Annotated in this window: 16 protein-coding genes; 12 read left to right on the forward strand and 4 right to left on the reverse strand. The window is 66.5% G+C overall.

Going from position 1 to position 16,952, the window contains the following annotated elements; all coding sequences use genetic code 11:
* The first annotated feature begins 66 nt into the window (after nucleotides 1–66).
* Nucleotides 67–354 (forward strand): monooxygenase, encoded by a 288-nt coding sequence (locus Q0Q48_RS21905; protein WP_295142620.1) that lies wholly within the window; start codon nucleotides 67–69, stop codon nucleotides 352–354.
* A 48-nt stretch (nucleotides 355–402) separates the two neighbouring features.
* Nucleotides 403–1,365 (forward strand): aldo/keto reductase, encoded by a 963-nt coding sequence (locus Q0Q48_RS21910; RefSeq protein ID WP_295142623.1) that lies wholly within the window; start codon nucleotides 403–405, stop codon nucleotides 1,363–1,365.
* 30 nt (nucleotides 1,366–1,395) lie between these two features.
* Here Q0Q48_RS21910 and Q0Q48_RS21915 read toward each other — a convergent pair whose 3' ends face one another.
* Together Q0Q48_RS21915 and Q0Q48_RS21920 are read right to left on the reverse strand one after the other, a co-directional pair.
* Entirely contained in the window at nucleotides 1,396–4,626 is a 3,231-nt protein-coding gene (locus tag Q0Q48_RS21915; protein WP_295142626.1) for an efflux RND transporter permease subunit, read from the reverse strand.
* Nucleotides 4,623–5,591, reverse strand: coding sequence for an efflux RND transporter periplasmic adaptor subunit (locus tag Q0Q48_RS21920; RefSeq protein WP_295142629.1), 969 nt, complete (start codon nucleotides 5,589–5,591; stop codon nucleotides 4,623–4,625). The genes Q0Q48_RS21915 and Q0Q48_RS21920 overlap by 4 nt, the downstream gene beginning before the upstream one ends.
* A 73-nt stretch (nucleotides 5,592–5,664) precedes the next feature.
* Between Q0Q48_RS21920 and Q0Q48_RS21925 the strand changes: the two genes are divergently transcribed.
* From Q0Q48_RS21925 to Q0Q48_RS21940, 4 genes are all read left to right on the forward strand, one after another.
* Nucleotides 5,665–5,973 (forward strand): metalloregulator ArsR/SmtB family transcription factor, encoded by a 309-nt coding sequence (locus Q0Q48_RS21925; protein ID WP_295142632.1) that lies wholly within the window; start codon nucleotides 5,665–5,667, stop codon nucleotides 5,971–5,973.
* 18 nt (nucleotides 5,974–5,991) lie between these two features.
* Nucleotides 5,992–6,195 carry a DUF2892 domain-containing protein gene (locus Q0Q48_RS21930; RefSeq protein ID WP_295142634.1) on the forward strand — a complete coding sequence of 68 codons (204 nt, stop codon included), beginning with the start codon at nucleotides 5,992–5,994 and terminating at the stop codon, nucleotides 6,193–6,195.
* A 151-nt stretch (nucleotides 6,196–6,346) separates the two neighbouring features.
* Complete coding sequence (locus Q0Q48_RS21935; protein ID WP_295142637.1) at nucleotides 6,347–7,669, forward strand: FAD/NAD(P)-binding oxidoreductase; 1,323 nt, start codon at nucleotides 6,347–6,349, stop codon at nucleotides 7,667–7,669.
* A 13-nt stretch (nucleotides 7,670–7,682) separates the two neighbouring features.
* Nucleotides 7,683–8,069, forward strand: a complete 387-nt coding sequence (locus Q0Q48_RS21940; RefSeq protein WP_295142640.1) for a DUF302 domain-containing protein — start codon at nucleotides 7,683–7,685, stop codon at nucleotides 8,067–8,069.
* A gap of 58 nt (nucleotides 8,070–8,127) precedes the next feature.
* Here Q0Q48_RS21940 and trxC read toward each other — a convergent pair whose 3' ends face one another.
* Entirely contained in the window at nucleotides 8,128–8,574 is a 447-nt protein-coding gene (gene trxC / locus Q0Q48_RS21945) for a thioredoxin TrxC (protein WP_295142644.1), read from the reverse strand.
* A gap of 103 nt (nucleotides 8,575–8,677) precedes the next feature.
* Nucleotides 8,678–10,762 carry a lytic transglycosylase domain-containing protein gene (locus Q0Q48_RS21950; protein ID WP_295142647.1) on the reverse strand — a complete coding sequence of 695 codons (2,085 nt, stop codon included), beginning with the start codon at nucleotides 10,760–10,762 and terminating at the stop codon, nucleotides 8,678–8,680.
* A gap of 120 nt (nucleotides 10,763–10,882) precedes the next feature.
* On the opposite strand from Q0Q48_RS21950, the gene dapA reads away from it, so the two are divergent.
* The 6 genes from dapA (at nucleotide 10,883) to Q0Q48_RS21980 (ending at nucleotide 16,945) form a co-directional block, all read left to right on the forward strand.
* A complete protein-coding gene (gene dapA / locus Q0Q48_RS21955; protein ID WP_295142649.1) occupies nucleotides 10,883–11,761 on the forward strand; it encodes a 4-hydroxy-tetrahydrodipicolinate synthase in 879 nt (292 codons plus the stop codon).
* A gap of 32 nt (nucleotides 11,762–11,793) precedes the next feature.
* Nucleotides 11,794–12,267, forward strand: a complete 474-nt coding sequence (gene smpB / locus Q0Q48_RS21960) for an SsrA-binding protein SmpB (RefSeq protein WP_295142651.1) — start codon at nucleotides 11,794–11,796, stop codon at nucleotides 12,265–12,267.
* A gap of 16 nt (nucleotides 12,268–12,283) precedes the next feature.
* Nucleotides 12,284–12,955 (forward strand): SDR family oxidoreductase, encoded by a 672-nt coding sequence (locus tag Q0Q48_RS21965; protein WP_295142653.1) that lies wholly within the window; start codon nucleotides 12,284–12,286, stop codon nucleotides 12,953–12,955.
* A 2-nt stretch (nucleotides 12,956–12,957) separates the two neighbouring features.
* Nucleotides 12,958–14,094, forward strand: coding sequence for an acyl-CoA dehydrogenase family protein (locus tag Q0Q48_RS21970; protein ID WP_295142655.1), 1,137 nt, complete (start codon nucleotides 12,958–12,960; stop codon nucleotides 14,092–14,094).
* 115 nt (nucleotides 14,095–14,209) lie between these two features.
* On the forward strand, nucleotides 14,210–15,292 hold the full coding sequence (locus tag Q0Q48_RS21975; RefSeq protein WP_295142658.1) for a TRAP transporter substrate-binding protein: 1,083 nt from the start codon (nucleotides 14,210–14,212) through the stop codon (nucleotides 15,290–15,292).
* Between the two features lie 108 nt (nucleotides 15,293–15,400).
* Complete coding sequence (locus Q0Q48_RS21980; protein ID WP_295142896.1) at nucleotides 15,401–16,945, forward strand: carboxyl transferase domain-containing protein; 1,545 nt, start codon at nucleotides 15,401–15,403, stop codon at nucleotides 16,943–16,945.
* Nucleotides 16,946–16,952: the final 7 nt, after the last annotated feature.

The raw sequence follows: 16,952 nt of genomic DNA on the forward strand, positions 1-16,952 counted from the left end.
CAATTGCTCCGCAGCGGCCCAGACCGTAGGCTAACAAGCATGTTCATCGCCATCGTTCAAATCCCCATGTCGAAACGTCCACGCGACGCCGCCGTCGAGGCCGCCACCAAATCGGCGCCGACCTATACCGCACTCGGCGCGAAGGGCCTCCTGAAGAAGTACTATCTCAACGGAGAGGCGGGCGGCGGCGGTGTCTATCTCTGGGCCTCGGAAGCGGCGGCCCGAGCCTGGTACACGCCGGAGTGGGAGGCGCGCATGGAAGCGGCCTTCGGCGCCAGGCCGGTCGTCACCTACTATGACAATCACGTCGTGGTGGACAACGAAGCCGGCCAGGTTCGAATCGACCAGTCTTGACGGCGCAACCGCGGTTGCGCGCGTCCATCAGACCACCGGGAGAAGACAATGCAGAAGCGCAAGCTCGGCCGGACGGGCCTTGAGGTTTCGGTGCTTGGCTATGGCGCCGGCGCGGTCGGTGGATTGTTCACCAAGGGGGCCGCGGCGGACCAGGAGCGCGCCGCGGCGCGCGCGATCGAGGCCGGAATCAACTATTTCGACACGGCGGCGAAATATGGCGATGGCGAATCGGAAAAGAATCTCGGCCGCGTACTGAGGGCGCTGAAGGCCGATGTTGTGGTCGGCACCAAGTTCCGCCTGACCGCCGCGGACCGCGCCGACGTCGCGGGTCTGGTCACCCGTTCGACCGAGGAAAGCTTGAAGCGGATGGGCCGGGACCATGTCGACCTGCTGCAGCTCCACAACCCACTGGCGGCCACGGACGGCGGGGACAAACTGGATGTCGACATCGCCCTGAACGAAGTCGTGCCGGCGCTCGAGAAGCTGCGGAAGGAGGGAAAGACCCGCTTCATCGGCTTCAGCGGCGTGGGCGAGCCCGCGGCCCTGATGAAGGCCGTCGACTCGAAACTCTTCGACACGGTGCAGGTCGTCTACAACGCGCTGAATCCCAGTGCCGGCGGACCGATGCCCAAGGGCGCGCCCGGCCTCGACTATGGCCGCCTGCTCGACAGGGCCCAAGCGGCCGGCATGGGGACGATCGTCATCCGTGCATTGGCCGGTGGCGCGCTTTCCGGAACCATGGACCGTCATCCGCTCGCCCAGCAACAGGTCCCGCCGATCGGCTCCGCCCCGGATTTCGCGGGCGATGTGGCGCGCGCGCGCGATTTGGAGCCTCTGGCAAAGGAGGCAGGGGCTGCAAGCCTGGCCGAGCTCGGCGAGCGGTTCGTGATCTCGCATCCGGCCGTGTCGACGATGCTGGTCGGTTACTCGACGTTGCAGCACCTCGAGGAAGCGATCGCCGCGGTGAACAAGGGGCCGCTGCCGGAAGCCGTCCTGAAGCGCATCGGGTGAATCTCCGGAAGAGTCCGTCGTTCCCGGTGGTCATGGCGCGCTCGCTTCCTTCCCGTCGTCGCGCAGCCAGACGTAGATGGCCGGGATCACCAGCACCGTGAGGGCGGTGGAGGATGCGAGCCCGAATACCATGGAGATCGCCAACCCCTGGAAGATCGGGTCGGTGAGGATGAAAGCGGCGCCGATCATGGCTGCGGCGGCCGTCAGGAAGATCGGCTTGAAGCGGATTGCGCCCGCTTCGAGCAGGGCGTCGCGCAGGCCAGCGCCCTCGGCGCGACGATGCTGGATGAAATCGACCAGCAGGATCGAGTTGCGCACGATGATGCCGGCGAGGGCGATGAAGCCGATCATCGACGTGGCGGTGAACGGCGCGCCGAACATCCAGTGACCCAGCACGATGCCGATGAGGGTGAGCGGCACGGGCGTCAGGATCACCAGCGGCAGGCGGTAGGAGCCGAACTGGGCCACGACCAGCAGGTAGATGCCGAGGATGGCTACGCCGAAGGCGGCGCCCATGTCGCGGAAGGTGACATAGGTCACCTCCCATTCACCGTCCCAGAGCAGAGCGGAACCGGACTCGTCGGTCGGCTGGCCGTGATAGAGGATTTTGGGCGGCCCGGCCTTGCCCCAGTCGAGCTTGGCGATCTCGTCCTCGACGGCAAGCATGCCGTAAATCGGGGCCTCGAAACGGCCGGCCACCTCGGCCTGCACCATCTCGGCGAAGCGACCGTCCCGCCGGAACAGCGTGTAGGAAGCGGGCTCGCGCTTGACCGTCACGACGTCACCCAGTTCGACGTTCGCCCCCTGTCGGCGCGTGCCGCCCGCGGGCAGCGGCGTCGACAGGATGCGTTCGCTGAGCGACTCGGCGCTGCGCGGCAGCTTGACCACGATCTCGATGGGTTTCGCATTGTGGCTGCGCTGCGAATAGCCGACCTTCACCCCGCCGATGATGGCGGCAATGGTGTCGTACACGGCCTGTTCCTCGACGCCGTAGAATTCGAGATTCTCCTGGTTGATCGAGAAGCGCAGGCGTTCGCCGGGCGGACGGAAGGTATCGTCTAGGTCGACGACGAACGGCACCTTCGCGAAGGCCTCGCGGACTTTGATCGCGGTCTCGCGGCGCGTCTTCTCGTCAGGACTGTAGATCTCGGCCAGCAAGGTGGCGAGGACGGGCGGGCCGGGCGGCACTTCGACGACCTTGACCACGCTGCCCTCTGGCCGGTCGAGCCCGTCCAGTCGCTTGCGCACGTCGAGGGCGATCGCGTGGCTGGCGCGGGCGCGCTTGTCCTTCGGCAGGAGATTGATCTGGAGGTCACCTTGCTGGGGCGACGCCCGGAGATAGGAGTGGCGCACGAGGCCGTTGAAGTTGAACGGCGCAGCTGTTCCCGCATGGACCTGGATCGAGGTCATCTCCGGCAGGTCCTTGAGGCGACGGGCGGCCGCCATCAGGAAACGGTCGGTCTCCTCCAGGGTCGTGCCCTGCGGCAGGTCCACGACGACCTGGAGTTCGGACTTGTTGTCGAAGGGCAGCAGCTTGACCGCGACGTCGCGGGTGAAGAACAGCACGCAGACCGCGGCCGTCGCGAGTCCGACGATCAGCAGGAACAAGCCCGAACGCCGGCGGCCCCGCAGCAGCGGCCGGGCGATACTGAGGAAGAGCCGGCCAAGCATGCCCGCCTCGCCGTGGCCGTGGGCTGCCCCCGCGGCCGGCGATGCCTTGGCGAAATGGCGTCCGGCGACGCGGTACAGCAGCCACGGTGTGATGACGACGGCGACGAAGAACGAGAAGATCATGGCCATCGAGGCGTTGGCCGGGATCGGGCTCATGTACGGGCCCATAAGGCCGCTCACGAACATCATGGGCAGGAGAGCCACGATGATGGTGAGCGTGGCCACGATGGTGGGATTGCCGACCTCCGAAACCGCCTCGATCGCGGTGGTCTTGAGATCGGCTCCTCCACGCGCCTGCCAATGCCGCACGATGTTCTCGACCACGACGATCGCGTCGTCGACGAGGATGCCGATCGAGAAGATCAGGGCGAACAGGCTGACGCGGTTGATGGTGTAGCCCATCAGCCATGAGGCGAAGAGGGTGAGCAGGATCGTGGTCGGGATCACCACCAGGACGACGACGCCTTCGCGCCAGCCGACGGTGACGGCGATCAGCAGCACGATCGAAACGGTCGCGAGGGCCAGATGGAACAGGAGTTCGTCGGCCTTCTCGGTTGCCGTCTCGCCGTAATTCCGGCTGACCGTGACGGTGACGTCGTCGGGCACGAGGGCGCCCTGCACCGATTTCAGCCGCTCCAGGATCTGGTCGGCGACGATGACCGCATTGGCGCCGCTGCGCTTTGCGAAGGCCAGCGTCACCATGGGCCGGGTCTCGAGTTCGCCCGAGGCGCCTCGGGTGAGGGTCCAGGTTCGGTGGCCGGGCTCGGCGGCACCGACGACGATGGTGGCAACGTCCTTGACGTAGACAGGACGGCCGTCGCGCGACGTGAGCAGGAGCAGGCCGACGTCGGGCACGCCCTGCAGGGTCTGACCGACGACCACGGGCACGGTACGGTTGAGCTGGCGGAACGCGCCGGCCACGAACGAACGGTTGGCGTTGGCCAGCTTGTCGACGAGCTGGTTGAGCGTGATTCCATACAGCGCCAGCCGCTCCGGGTCGGGCTCGACGCGGATCTGGTTGGGGCTGCCGCCGACGATGTAGCTGAGGCCGACATCGTCGGTTTTGACGAGTTCGTGGCGCAGCTCGTCGGCGATCTGGAACAGACCATTGCCGGTCCAGCGTGCCGCCGCGCCAGGCTTCGGCTCGAGCGTCAGGGTGATGATCGCCACGTCGTTGATGCCGCGGCCGACGATCAGCGGCTCGGGGATACCCTTGGGCAGATCGACGATGTTGGCCCGGATCTTCTCGTGGATGCGCAGCAGGGCGGCATCTTCCGACGTACCCACCAGGAAGCGCGCGGTCACCAGCACAGCGTCGTCCTGGGTGAACGAATAGACGTGTTCCACGCCGTTGATCGCCTTGACGATGTCCTCGAGCGGCTTGGTGATCAGCTCAATGGCGTCACCGGCCTTGTAGCCGTTGGCCGCCACCTGGATATCGACCATCGGGACGCTGATCTGGGGTTCTTCTTCCCGCGGCAGCGACAGCAATGCCAGCGTTCCCACGAGCACAGCCGCCACGAGGAAGAGCGGCGTCAGGGGCGAGGAGATCGAGGCGCGGGTCAGCGCGCCGGAGATTCCGAGCTTCATGGCCGGGCCACCACGTCGCCCTCGTTGAGACCCGAGAGCACCTCGATGCCGCCGTCGACCGGCAGTCCGGGCTGAACCACGACCTCGGTGCCGTCCTTCAGCTTCACGTAGCTGACGCCGTAGCGGCGGTAGACAAGTCCGGCCGGCACCACCAGCGCGTCGCGCTTGCCGGTGGCGACATAGACCCGCGTGCGTTCGCCGACGAAGAAGTCGCCCAGACCGTCGACTTCGGCATCCGCAATCACCCGCCCTTGGTCGATCTGCGGATAGACCAGCCGCACGCGGCCCCGGCGCAGCGTCTCCTGATCCTGCTGTTGGAGGCCACGAGATCCCACGAGGATCTCGTCGCCTGCCTTCATGAACCGGGCGTGCCGTTCGGGAAGCTGTAGGCGGAGGATGTAGTTGTCGGTGGCCAGGGTGGCGATCGTCTCGCCCGGCAGCACGACACTGCCGACCGATACGGGAACCTTGAGTATGCGGCCAGATGCCGGCGCCAGAACGGCGCCCTCCGTCGATTGCTGCTCGACGACCTCGCGATCCGAGCGCAGCGCCAGGTAGGTTCGCTCGGCCACGCTGAGGCGCGTGCGTGCCTGATCGAGCTGGGATTGGGAGACAGTGCCCGAAGTCCGCAGTTGTTCTATGCGGTTCAGGTCGATCTGGGCCTGCTCGCGTGCCGCGCTCTGCGCCTGGATACGCGATTCGAGCGCCTGGATCTGCAGGGCGAGCTTAGGATCCACTACGAGGGCAATGCGGTCTCCCGCGGCTACCTGGTCGCCCTCGCGCACGGAGAGTGCGACGATGGTGCCGCCGATGCGCGCGCGGGCAACCAGCTCCCGGACCGGTTCCACCGTGGCGATTACGGCCTTTCGATCGTCGACCTGCTGGCGGGTGACGGCCTGCTGGGCGACGGCGGGCGAGAGGAGGCCCGCTATCAGAAGCGTGGCGGCGGCGGTCGTGCGGATCATGTTGCGTTCCTCGCTGGCAGCCCTCCTTGCGGCGGGCTTGACATATATATTAGCAAAATCTAAATTAGCAATCATGAATATAGAGGAGCTTCGATCCCGCGCCGGCGAGGCGGCTTCCTTCCTGAAGTCGATCGCTAACGACCGGCGTCTGATCATCCTGTGCGAGCTCTTGAACGGCGAACGCTCCGTGGGCGAGCTCGAGCGCATCGTCGGACTCAGCCAGTCGGCGCTGTCGCAGCATCTTGCCAGGCTGCGCGACGCCGGACTGGTCAGGGCGCGCCGGGAGTCGCAGTCGATTCACTATTCGCTGGCCGACAGCAGCGTCGCCGCGGTGATCGGTGTTCTGCAGGGTGTCTATTGTCGGCCGGCGCATCGCCGGTAACGTGAGGAGGAGAGAAACATGTCGATCGACCGTGCCGTGATGGCCTTTGCCGGAATGATGGTCCTGGTCAGCCTCGCGCTGAGCCAGCTCCACAGCCCCTACTGGCTGCTGTTCACCGCCTTCGTCGGGCTCAACCTCGTGCAGGCCTCGTTCACCGGCTTCTGTCCCGCGGCGATGATCTTCAAGCGCCTCGGCTGCAAGGCCGGCACCGCTTTCTCCTGACGCTTGCGGATAAATGACCTCGCTGCGCTCGATGGGGCGACTGTGCTTCATCGGTGCAGCATGGACATTGGGCACTGGAGTTCCTTGATGCATCGCAAGGCCCGCTACCGCTGGATGTGAAACGCTGCTGCCTTGAAGATCGGAGGATGCCATGCCGAAGATCGTCGTTGTCGGTGCTGGAATCGGCGGAATTTCGATGGCGTACGAACTGCGGACGGTGGTCGGCCGCGCAGCAGACATCATGATCGTGTCCGATTCTCAGTGGTTCCACTTCGTGCCATCCAATCCCTGGGTCGCCTTGCGTTGGCGCAAGCCCGAGGACATCAAGGTCCATCTGCCGGAGGTGCTGGAGAAGCTCGGCATCGGCTTCGATGCCAGCGGTGCGAAGCGTGTCCATCCCGCCGAGAACGCCATCGAGTTGAACGACGGCCGCCGGATTACCTACGATTATCTGGTCATTGCGACCGGGCCGGCGCTCGCCTTCGACGAAGTACCGGGCCTGGGTCCGGACGCACACAGCCTCTCGGTCTGTCATGTCGACCATGCCGAGGCGGCGGCAGAGCGGTGGGAGAAGTTCTGTGTCGATCCCGGTCCGGTCGTCGTCGGCGCGGTGCAGGGTGCTTCCTGCTTCGGCCCAGCCTACGAATTCGCCCTGATGTTGAGCACCGACCTGCGCCGGCGCAAGATTCGAGACCGCGTGCCGATCACCTTCGTGACCGCCGAGCCCTATATCGGCCACCTCGGGCTGGGTGGGGTTGGCGACACCAAGGGCCTGCTCGAATCAGTGCTGCGCGATCACAACATCAAATGGGTGACCAGCGTGCGGATCGACCGGGTCGAGGCGGATGCCGTCGAATGCACCGAGATCGTGGGGGAGGGCAAGCCCGGTCCCCAGCATCGCCTTCCGGCCAGGCTCGCGATGCTCATTCCGGCATTCCGCGGCGTCTCCTGCCTCATGGGTGACGACGGCAAGGGGTTGCCAGGCCTCGCCAATCCGCGCGGCTTCGTGCTGGTCGACAAGCACCAGCGCAACCCGGCGTACGGGAACGTCTTTGCCGTCGGCGTCTGCATCGCCATCCCACCCTACGAACAGACCCCGGTGCCGGTTGGCGTTCCCAAGACCGGCTACATGATCGAATCGATGGTCGCGGCGGTTGCGCAGAATATCGCAGCCCTGATCGCCGGCCGCACGCCATCGAGCGAACCCACCTGGAATGCCGTCTGCCTCGCCGACTTCGGCAACGACGGCGTGGCCTTCGTCGCGCTGCCCCAGATCCCTCCACGCAACGTCAACTGGTCGAGCCGTGGCTACTGGGTGCATGCGGCCAAGGTCGGCTTCGAGAAGTATTTCCTGCACAAGGTGCGCAGCGGTGCCGCCGAGCCGGCATACGAGCGATTGATGATGAAGCTTCTTGGCGTCGACCGCCTGCGCCCGGAACACGATGAAACGCAGCCGCCTGGACGCGCGGCCTGAAAGGAGACACGACATGTCCTATTACATCGGCACGACCCTCGGCCCGGATTTTGACGAGGCGGTGCGCCGTACCACGGCGGCACTCAAGGAAGAGGGGTTCGGTGTCCTCACCGAGATCGACGTTGCCGATACGCTGAAGAAGAAGATCGGCGTCGACTTCCGACGCTACCGGATTCTCGGCGCCTGCAATCCCAAGCTCGCCCACGAGGCGCTGCAGATCGAAGGCAACATCGGCACCATGCTGCCGTGCAATGTCGTGATCCAAGAAGCACCGGACGGGAGGGTCGAGGTCGCGGCGATCGATCCCGTGGCCTCGATGATGGCGGTCGAGAATCCCCGTCTCAAGCAGGCAGCAGAACAGGTCCGCGAGAAGCTGCAGAAGGTGGTGTCGCGCCTCTGAAGCGCGCAATGCTCGCCGGTTCCGGCAGGATAGAGACCGCTCTACTGCCGCTGAGGCTTCACCGCGCCAGCGCGTCGCGCGTCCAGCGCTCGATGGCGCTCGCGTCCATGGCGCCGGACTGGCGGGCGATCGGCTTGCCGTGATGGAACAGGATCATCGTCGGGATCCCCTGAATGCCGAACCGTTGCGCGAGGTCCTGCTCCTCGTCCGTATTGATCTTCGCCAGCCGCACGGCGGGTTCGAGCCGGGCCGCCGCGCGCTCGAACTGAGGCGCCATGGCCTTGCAGGGCCCGCACCAGGGTGCCCAGAAGTCGACAAGCACCGGGAGATCGCTCTTTGTGGCGTGCGCTTCGAAGCTGCGCGCATCGAGGGCGACGGGATGGCCGTCGAACAGCGGCGAGCCGCACTGGCCGCACTTGCCTTTGTTACCCGCCGCCAGCCTCTCCCGCGGAAAGCGGTTCAGGGTGCTGCAGCGGGGACAGGCGAGGAGCAGGGCATCGGTCATGGTGTACCTCGAAGCGTTCCAATCATGTTGCCGTCACAACGGCAGCGCGGGCCTTGATGCGGATCAACGCCGCGCCGCACCGGACGTTTCCGACATGCCGGTTCTATGACCGGCCGACGGCCGGAGGCACCGTCTGGAACGGGCCGTTGAGACGGCTGCGATAGACGGTGACCGCCTCCATGATGCGCTGCACGTAGTTGCGCGTCTCGCGGAAGGGGATCATTTCGATCCAGTCGATCATGTCGATCTTGGCGGTGCGCGGGTCGCCGCCGGCCTCGATCCAGCGCGCCACCCGGTTGGGGCCGGCATTATAGGCCGCCAGCGCCAACTCGTAGGAACCTCCGAAACGCTGCAGCATCTCGGCGAGATACTGGCTGCCCAGCTGGACATTGTAGGCCGGATCGCGCGTGAGCTTGTCCTGGATGAACGGTACTTTCGCGCGGCCGGCCACGTCGCGCGCCGTGCCGGGCAGGAGCTGCATCAGACCGAGGGCGCCCGACGTCGAGACCGCGCCGGCATTGAACGAGCTTTCCTGCTTGGCGAGCGCCAGGGCCAGCGCCCGTTCGATCGACCCGGTGGCGCCGAGATCGACGATGGGAAATGCCGCGTCGAACAGCACCACGCCATTCTCCGCGCCGCGGCGGGCCACCGTGAGCCCGACATCGGGACGCTTGAGGTCGAGGGAGAGTTGCGCCAGCAGCGCCACCTCGCCCGGCGACGTGACCGCGCGGGCGAGGCGCAGCAGGAACGGCCGGGCCCGGTCGTACTCCTCGACCTGGCCGAGATAGCGCGCCATCGTCGCGAGCTCGCGACCGGCCAGCGCCTGCTTGTCGGCAGCGGTGGGCACGGGATCCACCGGGAACTTCGGGCTGACGCCCTGAAGTTTCCTGGCGGCGAGCTGGCCATAGAAGGTCTGGCCGTAGCCGGCGGCGCGCGTGTACCAGTCGTTGGAGTCCTTGGTCTGCCTGGCCGCCTCATAGGTACGCGCCAGCCAATAGGCGCCGCGGCTCTTCGACAGATCGGTCGAGACACCATCGTACAGCGTGGAGAAATGTTTCAGCGCTACCGCCGGCTTCTTGAGCTGGCGGAGCGCAATCCAGCCGGCGAGGAACTCGGCCTCGGCAAAGGCAACGCCCTTGGTGAGACCGTGACCGATGGCGACGGCGTAGGCGTCGGCGGGCCGGTTGGCATCCAGCAGACCGCGCACGACGAGGTTGCGCTCGGTCCACCAGGCGTCGGTCTGGTTGGGGATCGATCCGGAAAGAGCGGCCTTTGCCTCGTCGAGCGTTCCCGTGCGCCGGATCCACTGCAAGCGCTCCAGGCGAAGCGGCGCTTCCGCGAGACGCGCCGGGGCCACGGCCTTCAGGAGCGTGCCGGCGTCGGCCGCGCGCGTCGCCATGGCGAGGCGGGCATTGGCGATCGGCTGATAGTCGGGCGGCAACTTCGGCACGAGATCGCGCGCCACCTGGGGGCGGCCTTCACGCAGGATGCGGTCGAAGCGGGCGATCTGGTCCGGGGCTGTCAGCAGCTGGGCGTAGCGATTGAGGAAATCGTTCTCGTCTGAACTGCGCAGCGTGGCGTTCTGCCAGGTGTCGCGGGCGAAGCGGGCGACGTCGTTGGGCGCCGCCGTGCCGGCCGCCTCGAGCCGGCGCATGTGGCCGGTGCTGGTGAGCGGCGGGAAGGCCGTGAAGTAGCGGACGACGTCCGTGGCGGGAGTCTCGGGTCCGATCCGGTCCTCCGCCTGGCGGCGCAGGACCTCAGGCTCGGGCCAGTCGGGCTGCTCGCGCAGGAAGCGCCAGGTCGCGGCGAAGCTCGCCTCGGTCCGGGGGGCAAGCCGCAGGATGCTCCAGGCGACATAGCGATCGAGCAGGGTATTGCGGAAGTTGCTGACGACAGCTCGCGCATCGCTCCACCGGCCGTCGTCGATCGCTTTCAGTGCCGTCGAGAAGGCCGCGACTTCCGCCGTGTTGAGCGGATTGGCGGCAACGGCCTGTGCGGGCGGCGCTGAGGCCGGCGACGGCGCACTTCCCTGCACGGATGATGCGGGCGGTGGCGCCGACGAAGGTGGAGGATCAGGCTTTTCGACGTCGCCCGGCAGCCGCCGCACGCCGGTGGTCGGCGCGGCCGGCTGGGCCAGGGCGGGGGAGACCGCGAGCAGCGTCGCCAGCAGGATGAGGGGGGATTTCATGTGTTTCACGCCAGGAATCGTAGGCAGGGAGTTGCGGCATCACAATGGCATGTTGCTCACCTTGCAGCGCCAAACCCCGGAGCCTAGAGTGGATCTTCAAGGGAAAATCGGAGGAAAGCCATGTTCACCGGATCGCTCGTTGCGCTGATTACGCCGTTCAAGAACGGATCGGTGGACGAGAAGGGATTCGAGAAGTTCGTGGCCTGGCAGATCGAGGAAGGCACCGACGGGCTGGTTCCGTGCGGCACCACCGGTGAATCGCCGACCCTCTCGATGGAAGAGCATAAGCGCGTCATCGACATCTGCATCAGCGCGGCCAAAGGGTCGGGCGTGCCGGTCATTGCCGGCACGGGCTCGAACTCGACCGCCGAGGCGATCGAACTCACCCAGCACGCCAAGAAGGCCGGTGCCGACGGCGCCATGCTGGTCGTGCCCTATTACAACAAGCCGACACAGGAAGGCCTGTTCCAGCACTTCAAGGCGGTGGCCGACGCCGTCGACATCCCCATCCTGCTCTACAATGTGCCGCCGCGTACCGGCGGCGACATGCAGGTCGAGACGGTGATCAGGCTCTCGCAGGTCCGGAACATCGTGGGCATCAAGGATGCGAGCTACGACATGGCCCGCCCGACCCTGACCCGCCTCAGGGCCAAGAAGGGCTTCGTGCAGCTCTCGGGCGAGGATGCGAGCGCCCTCGGCTTCCTGGCGCAGGGCGGCGACGGGTGCATCTCGGTGACGGCCAACGTCGCGCCGCGCCTGTGTGGCGACATGCACGATGCGTGGAAGAAGCGCGATCTCGACAAGGCGTTCGAGTTGCAGGACCGGCTGATGCCGCTGCACAAGGCCATGTTTTGCGAGACCAGCCCGGGTCCGGTGAAATACGCCGCCGAGCTGATCGGCCAGTGCAGCGCCGAAATGCGCCTCCCGATGGTGCCGATCGCCGAGAGCAGCAAAAAGGCCGTGCGCGAGGCCATGGTACAGGCCGGCCTCATTAACTAGATTAAGACTCCTAGAAGCTCACCGAGAGTCCTGTGGCCGCTAAACCGGAACTGGACCGCACCGTTGTGGCCCAGAACCGCAAGGCGCGGCACAACTACTTCATCGAAGAGACCTTCGAGGCCGGCCTGGCATTGACCGGGACCGAGGTGAAGTCGCTGCGCGGCGGGCGCAGTACGATTGCCGAATCCTATGTGACGGAAGAGGGCGGCGAGGCCTGGCTGGTCAACGCCAACATCCCGATCTACGCCTCCGGCAACCGCAACAATCACGAGCCGCGCCGGGCGCGCAAACTGCTGCTGCACCGGGGCCAGATCAACAAGCTGATCGGCGCCATCCAGCGCGAGGGCCGCACGGTCGTGCCGTTGCAGGTCTATTTCAATCCGCGCGGCCGGGCCAAGATCGAGATCGCGCTGGCCACCGGCAAGCAGGCGCACGACAAGCGCCAGTCGATCAAGGATCGCGACTGGCAGCGCCAGCGCGCCCGGATGATGTCGTCCCGCCGATAGGGCGAAGGAGCAGGCGATGAGTACAGTCCTGATCACCGGCGCCGCCCGCGGCCTGGGACTCGACTTCGTGAAGCGGTACGCCGCCAAGGGCTGGAAGGTGCATGCCTGTGCCCGCACGCCAGATGCACTGGGCGGGGTGAAAGGCGACATCCATCCCCACAAGCTCGAGGTCACCGACTACGCCGCCGTGAAGGCGCTGGCGGCGAAGCTCAAGGGCGAGGCGATCGACGTGCTGATCTGCAACGCCGGCATCTCCGGCAAGGAGGCCACAGTCCTCGGTTCGCTCGATCCAGCGGTCTGGCGCGAGACGTTCGAGGTCAACGCGCTGGCGCCGCTGATGATGGCCGAATCGTTTGCCGACCATGTCGCGTCGTCCAGGGACCGCAAGCTGGTGGCCATCTCCAGCCGGCTCGGCAGTATCACCTTCGCCGACAATGGCCGCTATTCCTATCGCGCCAGCAAGGCGGCGCTGAACATGGAATGGAAGGGCCTGTCGATCGATCTCGCGTCGAAGGGCGTGATCTGCGTCGTCCTGCATCCGGGCTGGGTGCAGACCGACATGGGCGGCTCTGCAGCGACGCTCACCATCGAGCAGAGCGTGCCTGCCATGGTGAAGGTGATCGACGGGCTGAAGCCCGCCGACAATGGCCGCTTCCTGAATTACGACGGCACCGAGTTGCCCTGGTAGCCATGCTGCTCAACGAGGAACAGATACTCATCCGCGACACCGCCCGCGCTTTTGCGCAGGAGCAGGTGTTGCCCCATGTCCGGGCCTGGGAGGCCGCCGGCGAGATCCCGCGGTCCCTGCTGGCCGAGATGGGGCGCCTCGGTTTCATGGGCATGACGGTGCCCGCCGAATGGGGCGGGGCCGGTGCCGACATGGTGTCCTACGTGCTGGCTTTGGAGGAGATCGCGGCGGCCGACGGCGGCCTGTCGACGGTGATGAGCGTCAACAACTCGCCCGACTGCGCCGCGTTGCTGGCCTACGGGTCGGACGAGCAGAAGGAAAGGTGGCTGAAGCCGCTGGCGCGTGGCGAGATGCTGGGCGCCTTCTGCCTCACCGAGCCGCACGCGGGCTCCGATGCCTCCAACCTGAAGACGCGGGCCGAGCGGCGCGGCAACGGCTGGGTGCTGAACGGGGTGAAGCAGTTCATCACCTCGGGCCGCACCGCCGACATGGCGCTGGTCTTCGCCGTCACCGATCCGTCTTCGCCCAAGCGCGGCATTTCATGCTTCATCGTGCCGACCGACACGCCGGGCTATCGCGTTGCCTCGGTCGAGAAGAAACTCGGCCAGAAATCTTCCGACACCTGCCAGATCGCCTTCGAGGACTGCACCGTCGGCGCGGACGCGATGCTGGGCGGAGAGGGCGAGGGCTATCGCGTGGCGCTGGCCAACCTGTCGGTCGGGCGCATCGGCATCGCAGCGCAGTCGGTGGGCATGGCGCGCGCCGCCTTCGAGGCCGCACGCAGCTACGCCCAGGAGCGCGAAGCCTTCGGCACGAAGATCGTGAACCATCAGGCGGTCCTGTTCCGGCTGGCCGACATGGCCACCAAGGTCACGGTCGCCCGGCAGATGGTGCTGCATGCGGCAACATTGCGCGATGCCGGCCGTCCATGCCTCACCGAGGCCGCAATGGCGAAGCTATATGCATCCGAGATGGCCGAGGAAGTGTGCTCGGCCGCAATTCAGATCCACGGCGGGTACGGTTACGTCTCCGACTATCTGGTGGAGAAGATCTGGAGAGATGTGCGCGTCTGCCAGATCTACGAGGGCACCAGCGACGTCCAGCGCATCCTGATCGGCCGTGGCTTGGCTGCCTTATAGGCTCGCGCCTTTCGCTTGTTCCCGGGCACGCAGCGTGCGAACATCACGCCGTGTGAAGGCCGCTGAAAGCGGTTTTGGGGAGCTGGGGGGAGCCGGGCGACGGATGGTGTCGGTCGTGCGCCGTAACATTGTGAAACTCATTGCACTCGCCGCGGCACTGCTGCCGGTGACGGGCACCGTTTTCGCCCAGGATACCAAGGCGGTTCCCAAGAACGTGGCCGCGCCGTCGACCACGCGGGTCATCCAGATGCAGACGGCCTTCAATCCGGCCTTGCCGGGCTCCGGCGAAGGCGTCCGCGTCTTCACCCGGTCGGTGAAGCACATGACGGCCGGTGCCGTCGCCATCAAGATCCTGGAGCCGGGCCGGGTCGCGCCGACGGCCGAGATGCTCGACGCCATCGTCGCGGGCGATCTCGAGGCCGCCTTCACCTGGTCGGGCTACGCCGCCAGCAAGGCGCCCGTATTCAACATCTTCGCCACGGTGCCGTTCGGGCTCGGGCCGGAGGATATGATCTCCTGGATGCTGGAGGGCGACGGCGCCCGCATCCACCGCGACGCCTACGACAAGCTGGGCGTGACCGGCATTCCCTGCGGCATCCAGGGTCCCAAGGGAGGCGGCTGGTTCCGCGGCGAGGTCAACACGGTCGCCGACTTCAAGGGCTTGAGGCTGCGATACGGCAAGCTGGCGGCAGAAGTAATCGCGCGCCTGGGCGCGGTTGCCGTGCCGCTGCCGCCGGGCGAGTTCTTCTACAAGCTGCAGCAGGGCAACGTGGATGGCGGCGAGATGTCCACGCCCGCCATGGATGCGGCGCTCGGCTTCGACAAGCTCGGCCTTCCTTACTATCTTCCGGGCTGGCAGCAGCCCTCGGCCGTGCTCGACTTCCTGATGCGCAAGGACAAGTGGGCGGCTCTGCCGGCCTCCCTGCGCGCACAGATCCAGACGGCCTGCCAGGCCAACATCGCCTGGATGCTCGGCCGCTCTCCCAATGTGCAGGGGGTCGCGCTGGAGAAGCTGAAGGCGTCGGGCGTCGAAGTCCGGGAATGGGCGCCGGACGTCCTGGCCGCCTTCCGCAAGAACAGCGAGATCGTGGTCAAGGATCTGGCCGAGCGGGACGCCGACTTCGCGGCGGCGCTCGCCAATCAACAGGCTTTCATTGCCCAGGCCGCGCACTGGCGCGCCCTCTCTCGCCTGCCGTAACCGCCGGCTTGCACGCGGTCCCGGGTCCGGGCAGTTTGCCCGGGCATGACCGTACTTTCCTCCCAGATCGACACCCGTTCCGACACTTTCAAGCGCAACGCCGAGGCGATGCGGGCGCTGGTCGAGGATTTGCGCCGCCGCACCGACACGGTCCGCCTGGGCGGCGGCGAGGACTCGCGCAAGCGCCACGTCGCCCGCGGCAAGCTGCTGCCGCGCGAGCGGGTGCGCGCTCTGCTCGATCCGGGCTCTCCCTTCCTCGAACTGTCGCCGCTGGCGGCGCTCGACATGTACGACAACGAGGCGCCGGGCTCGGGCGTGATCACCGGCATCGGCCGCGTGAGCGGCGTCGAATGCGTGATCGTGTGCAACGACGCCACGGTGAAGGGCGGCACCTACTATCCGATGACGGTGAAGAAGCATCTCCGCGCCCAGGAAGTGGCGATGGAGAACCGGCTTCCCTGCATCTACCTCGTGGATTCCGGTGGCGCCAACCTGCCGCAATGGCCTGACGTCTTTCCCGACAAGCACCATTTCGGCCGCATCTTCTATAATCAGGCCAACATGTCGGCCCAGGGCATCCCGCAGGTCGCGGTGGTGATGGGCTCGTGCACGGCGGGCGGCGCCTATGTGCCGGCGATGAGCGACGAGACGGTGATCGTGCGCAAGCAGGGCACGATCTTCCTCGCCGGCCCGCCGCTGGTGAAGGCCGCGATCGGCGAGGTGGTGAGTGCCGAAGACCTGGGCGGCGCCGACGTCCATGCCCGCACCTCAGGTGTCGCCGACCACTATGCCCAGAACGACAGCCATGCGCTGGGCATCGCCCGGCGCATCGTGGCCAACCTCAACTGGAAGAAATGCCCGTCAGCGTCGCTGCTGCCGCCGCGCGATCCCAGATACGGCGCCGAGGAACTCTACGGGGTGGTTCCCATGGACACCCGCACGCCCTACGACATCCGCGAGATCATCGCGCGCCTGGTCGACGGCAGTGAGCTCGACGAGTTCAAGCATCTCTACGGCACGACGATCGTCACCGGCTTCGCGCGCATCTGGGGCTATGCGGTGGGCATCGTGGCCAACAACGGCATCCTGTTCAACGAATCGGCGCTGAAGGCGGCCCACTTCATCGAACTGTGCGGCCAGCGCGGCATCCCGCTCTTGTTCCTGCAGAACATCACCGGCTTCATGGTCGGCCGGAAGTACGAGGCGGGCGGCATCGCGCGCGACGGCGCCAAGCTGGTGACCGCGGTCTCCACCGTGAACGTGCCGAAGTTCACGGTGATCGTCGGCGGCAGCTACGGCGCCGGCAATTACGGCATGTGCGGCCGCGCCTACAGCCCGCGCTTCCTGTGGATGTGGCCGTCGGCGCGCATCTCGGTGATGGGTGGAGAGCAGGCGGCGAGTGTGCTCGCCACCGTCCGGCGCGACAATATCGAGGGCAAGGGCGGCACCTGGCCCAAGGACGAGGAAGAGAAGTTCAAGCAGCCGATCCGCGAGGCCTATGAGCGCGAGGGCCATCCCTATTATGCGACGGCGCGCCTGTGGGACGACGGCATACTCGATCCGCTCGACACGCGCATGACCCTGGGCCTCGCGCTCTCCGCCGCGATGAACCAGCCGATCGGACCGACCAAGTTCGGCGTCTTCCGGATGTGATCCGGAC

The organism is uncultured Reyranella sp. (genome assembly GCF_945957355.1).
In the GTDB taxonomy this organism is placed as follows: domain Bacteria; phylum Pseudomonadota; class Alphaproteobacteria; order Reyranellales; family Reyranellaceae; genus Reyranella.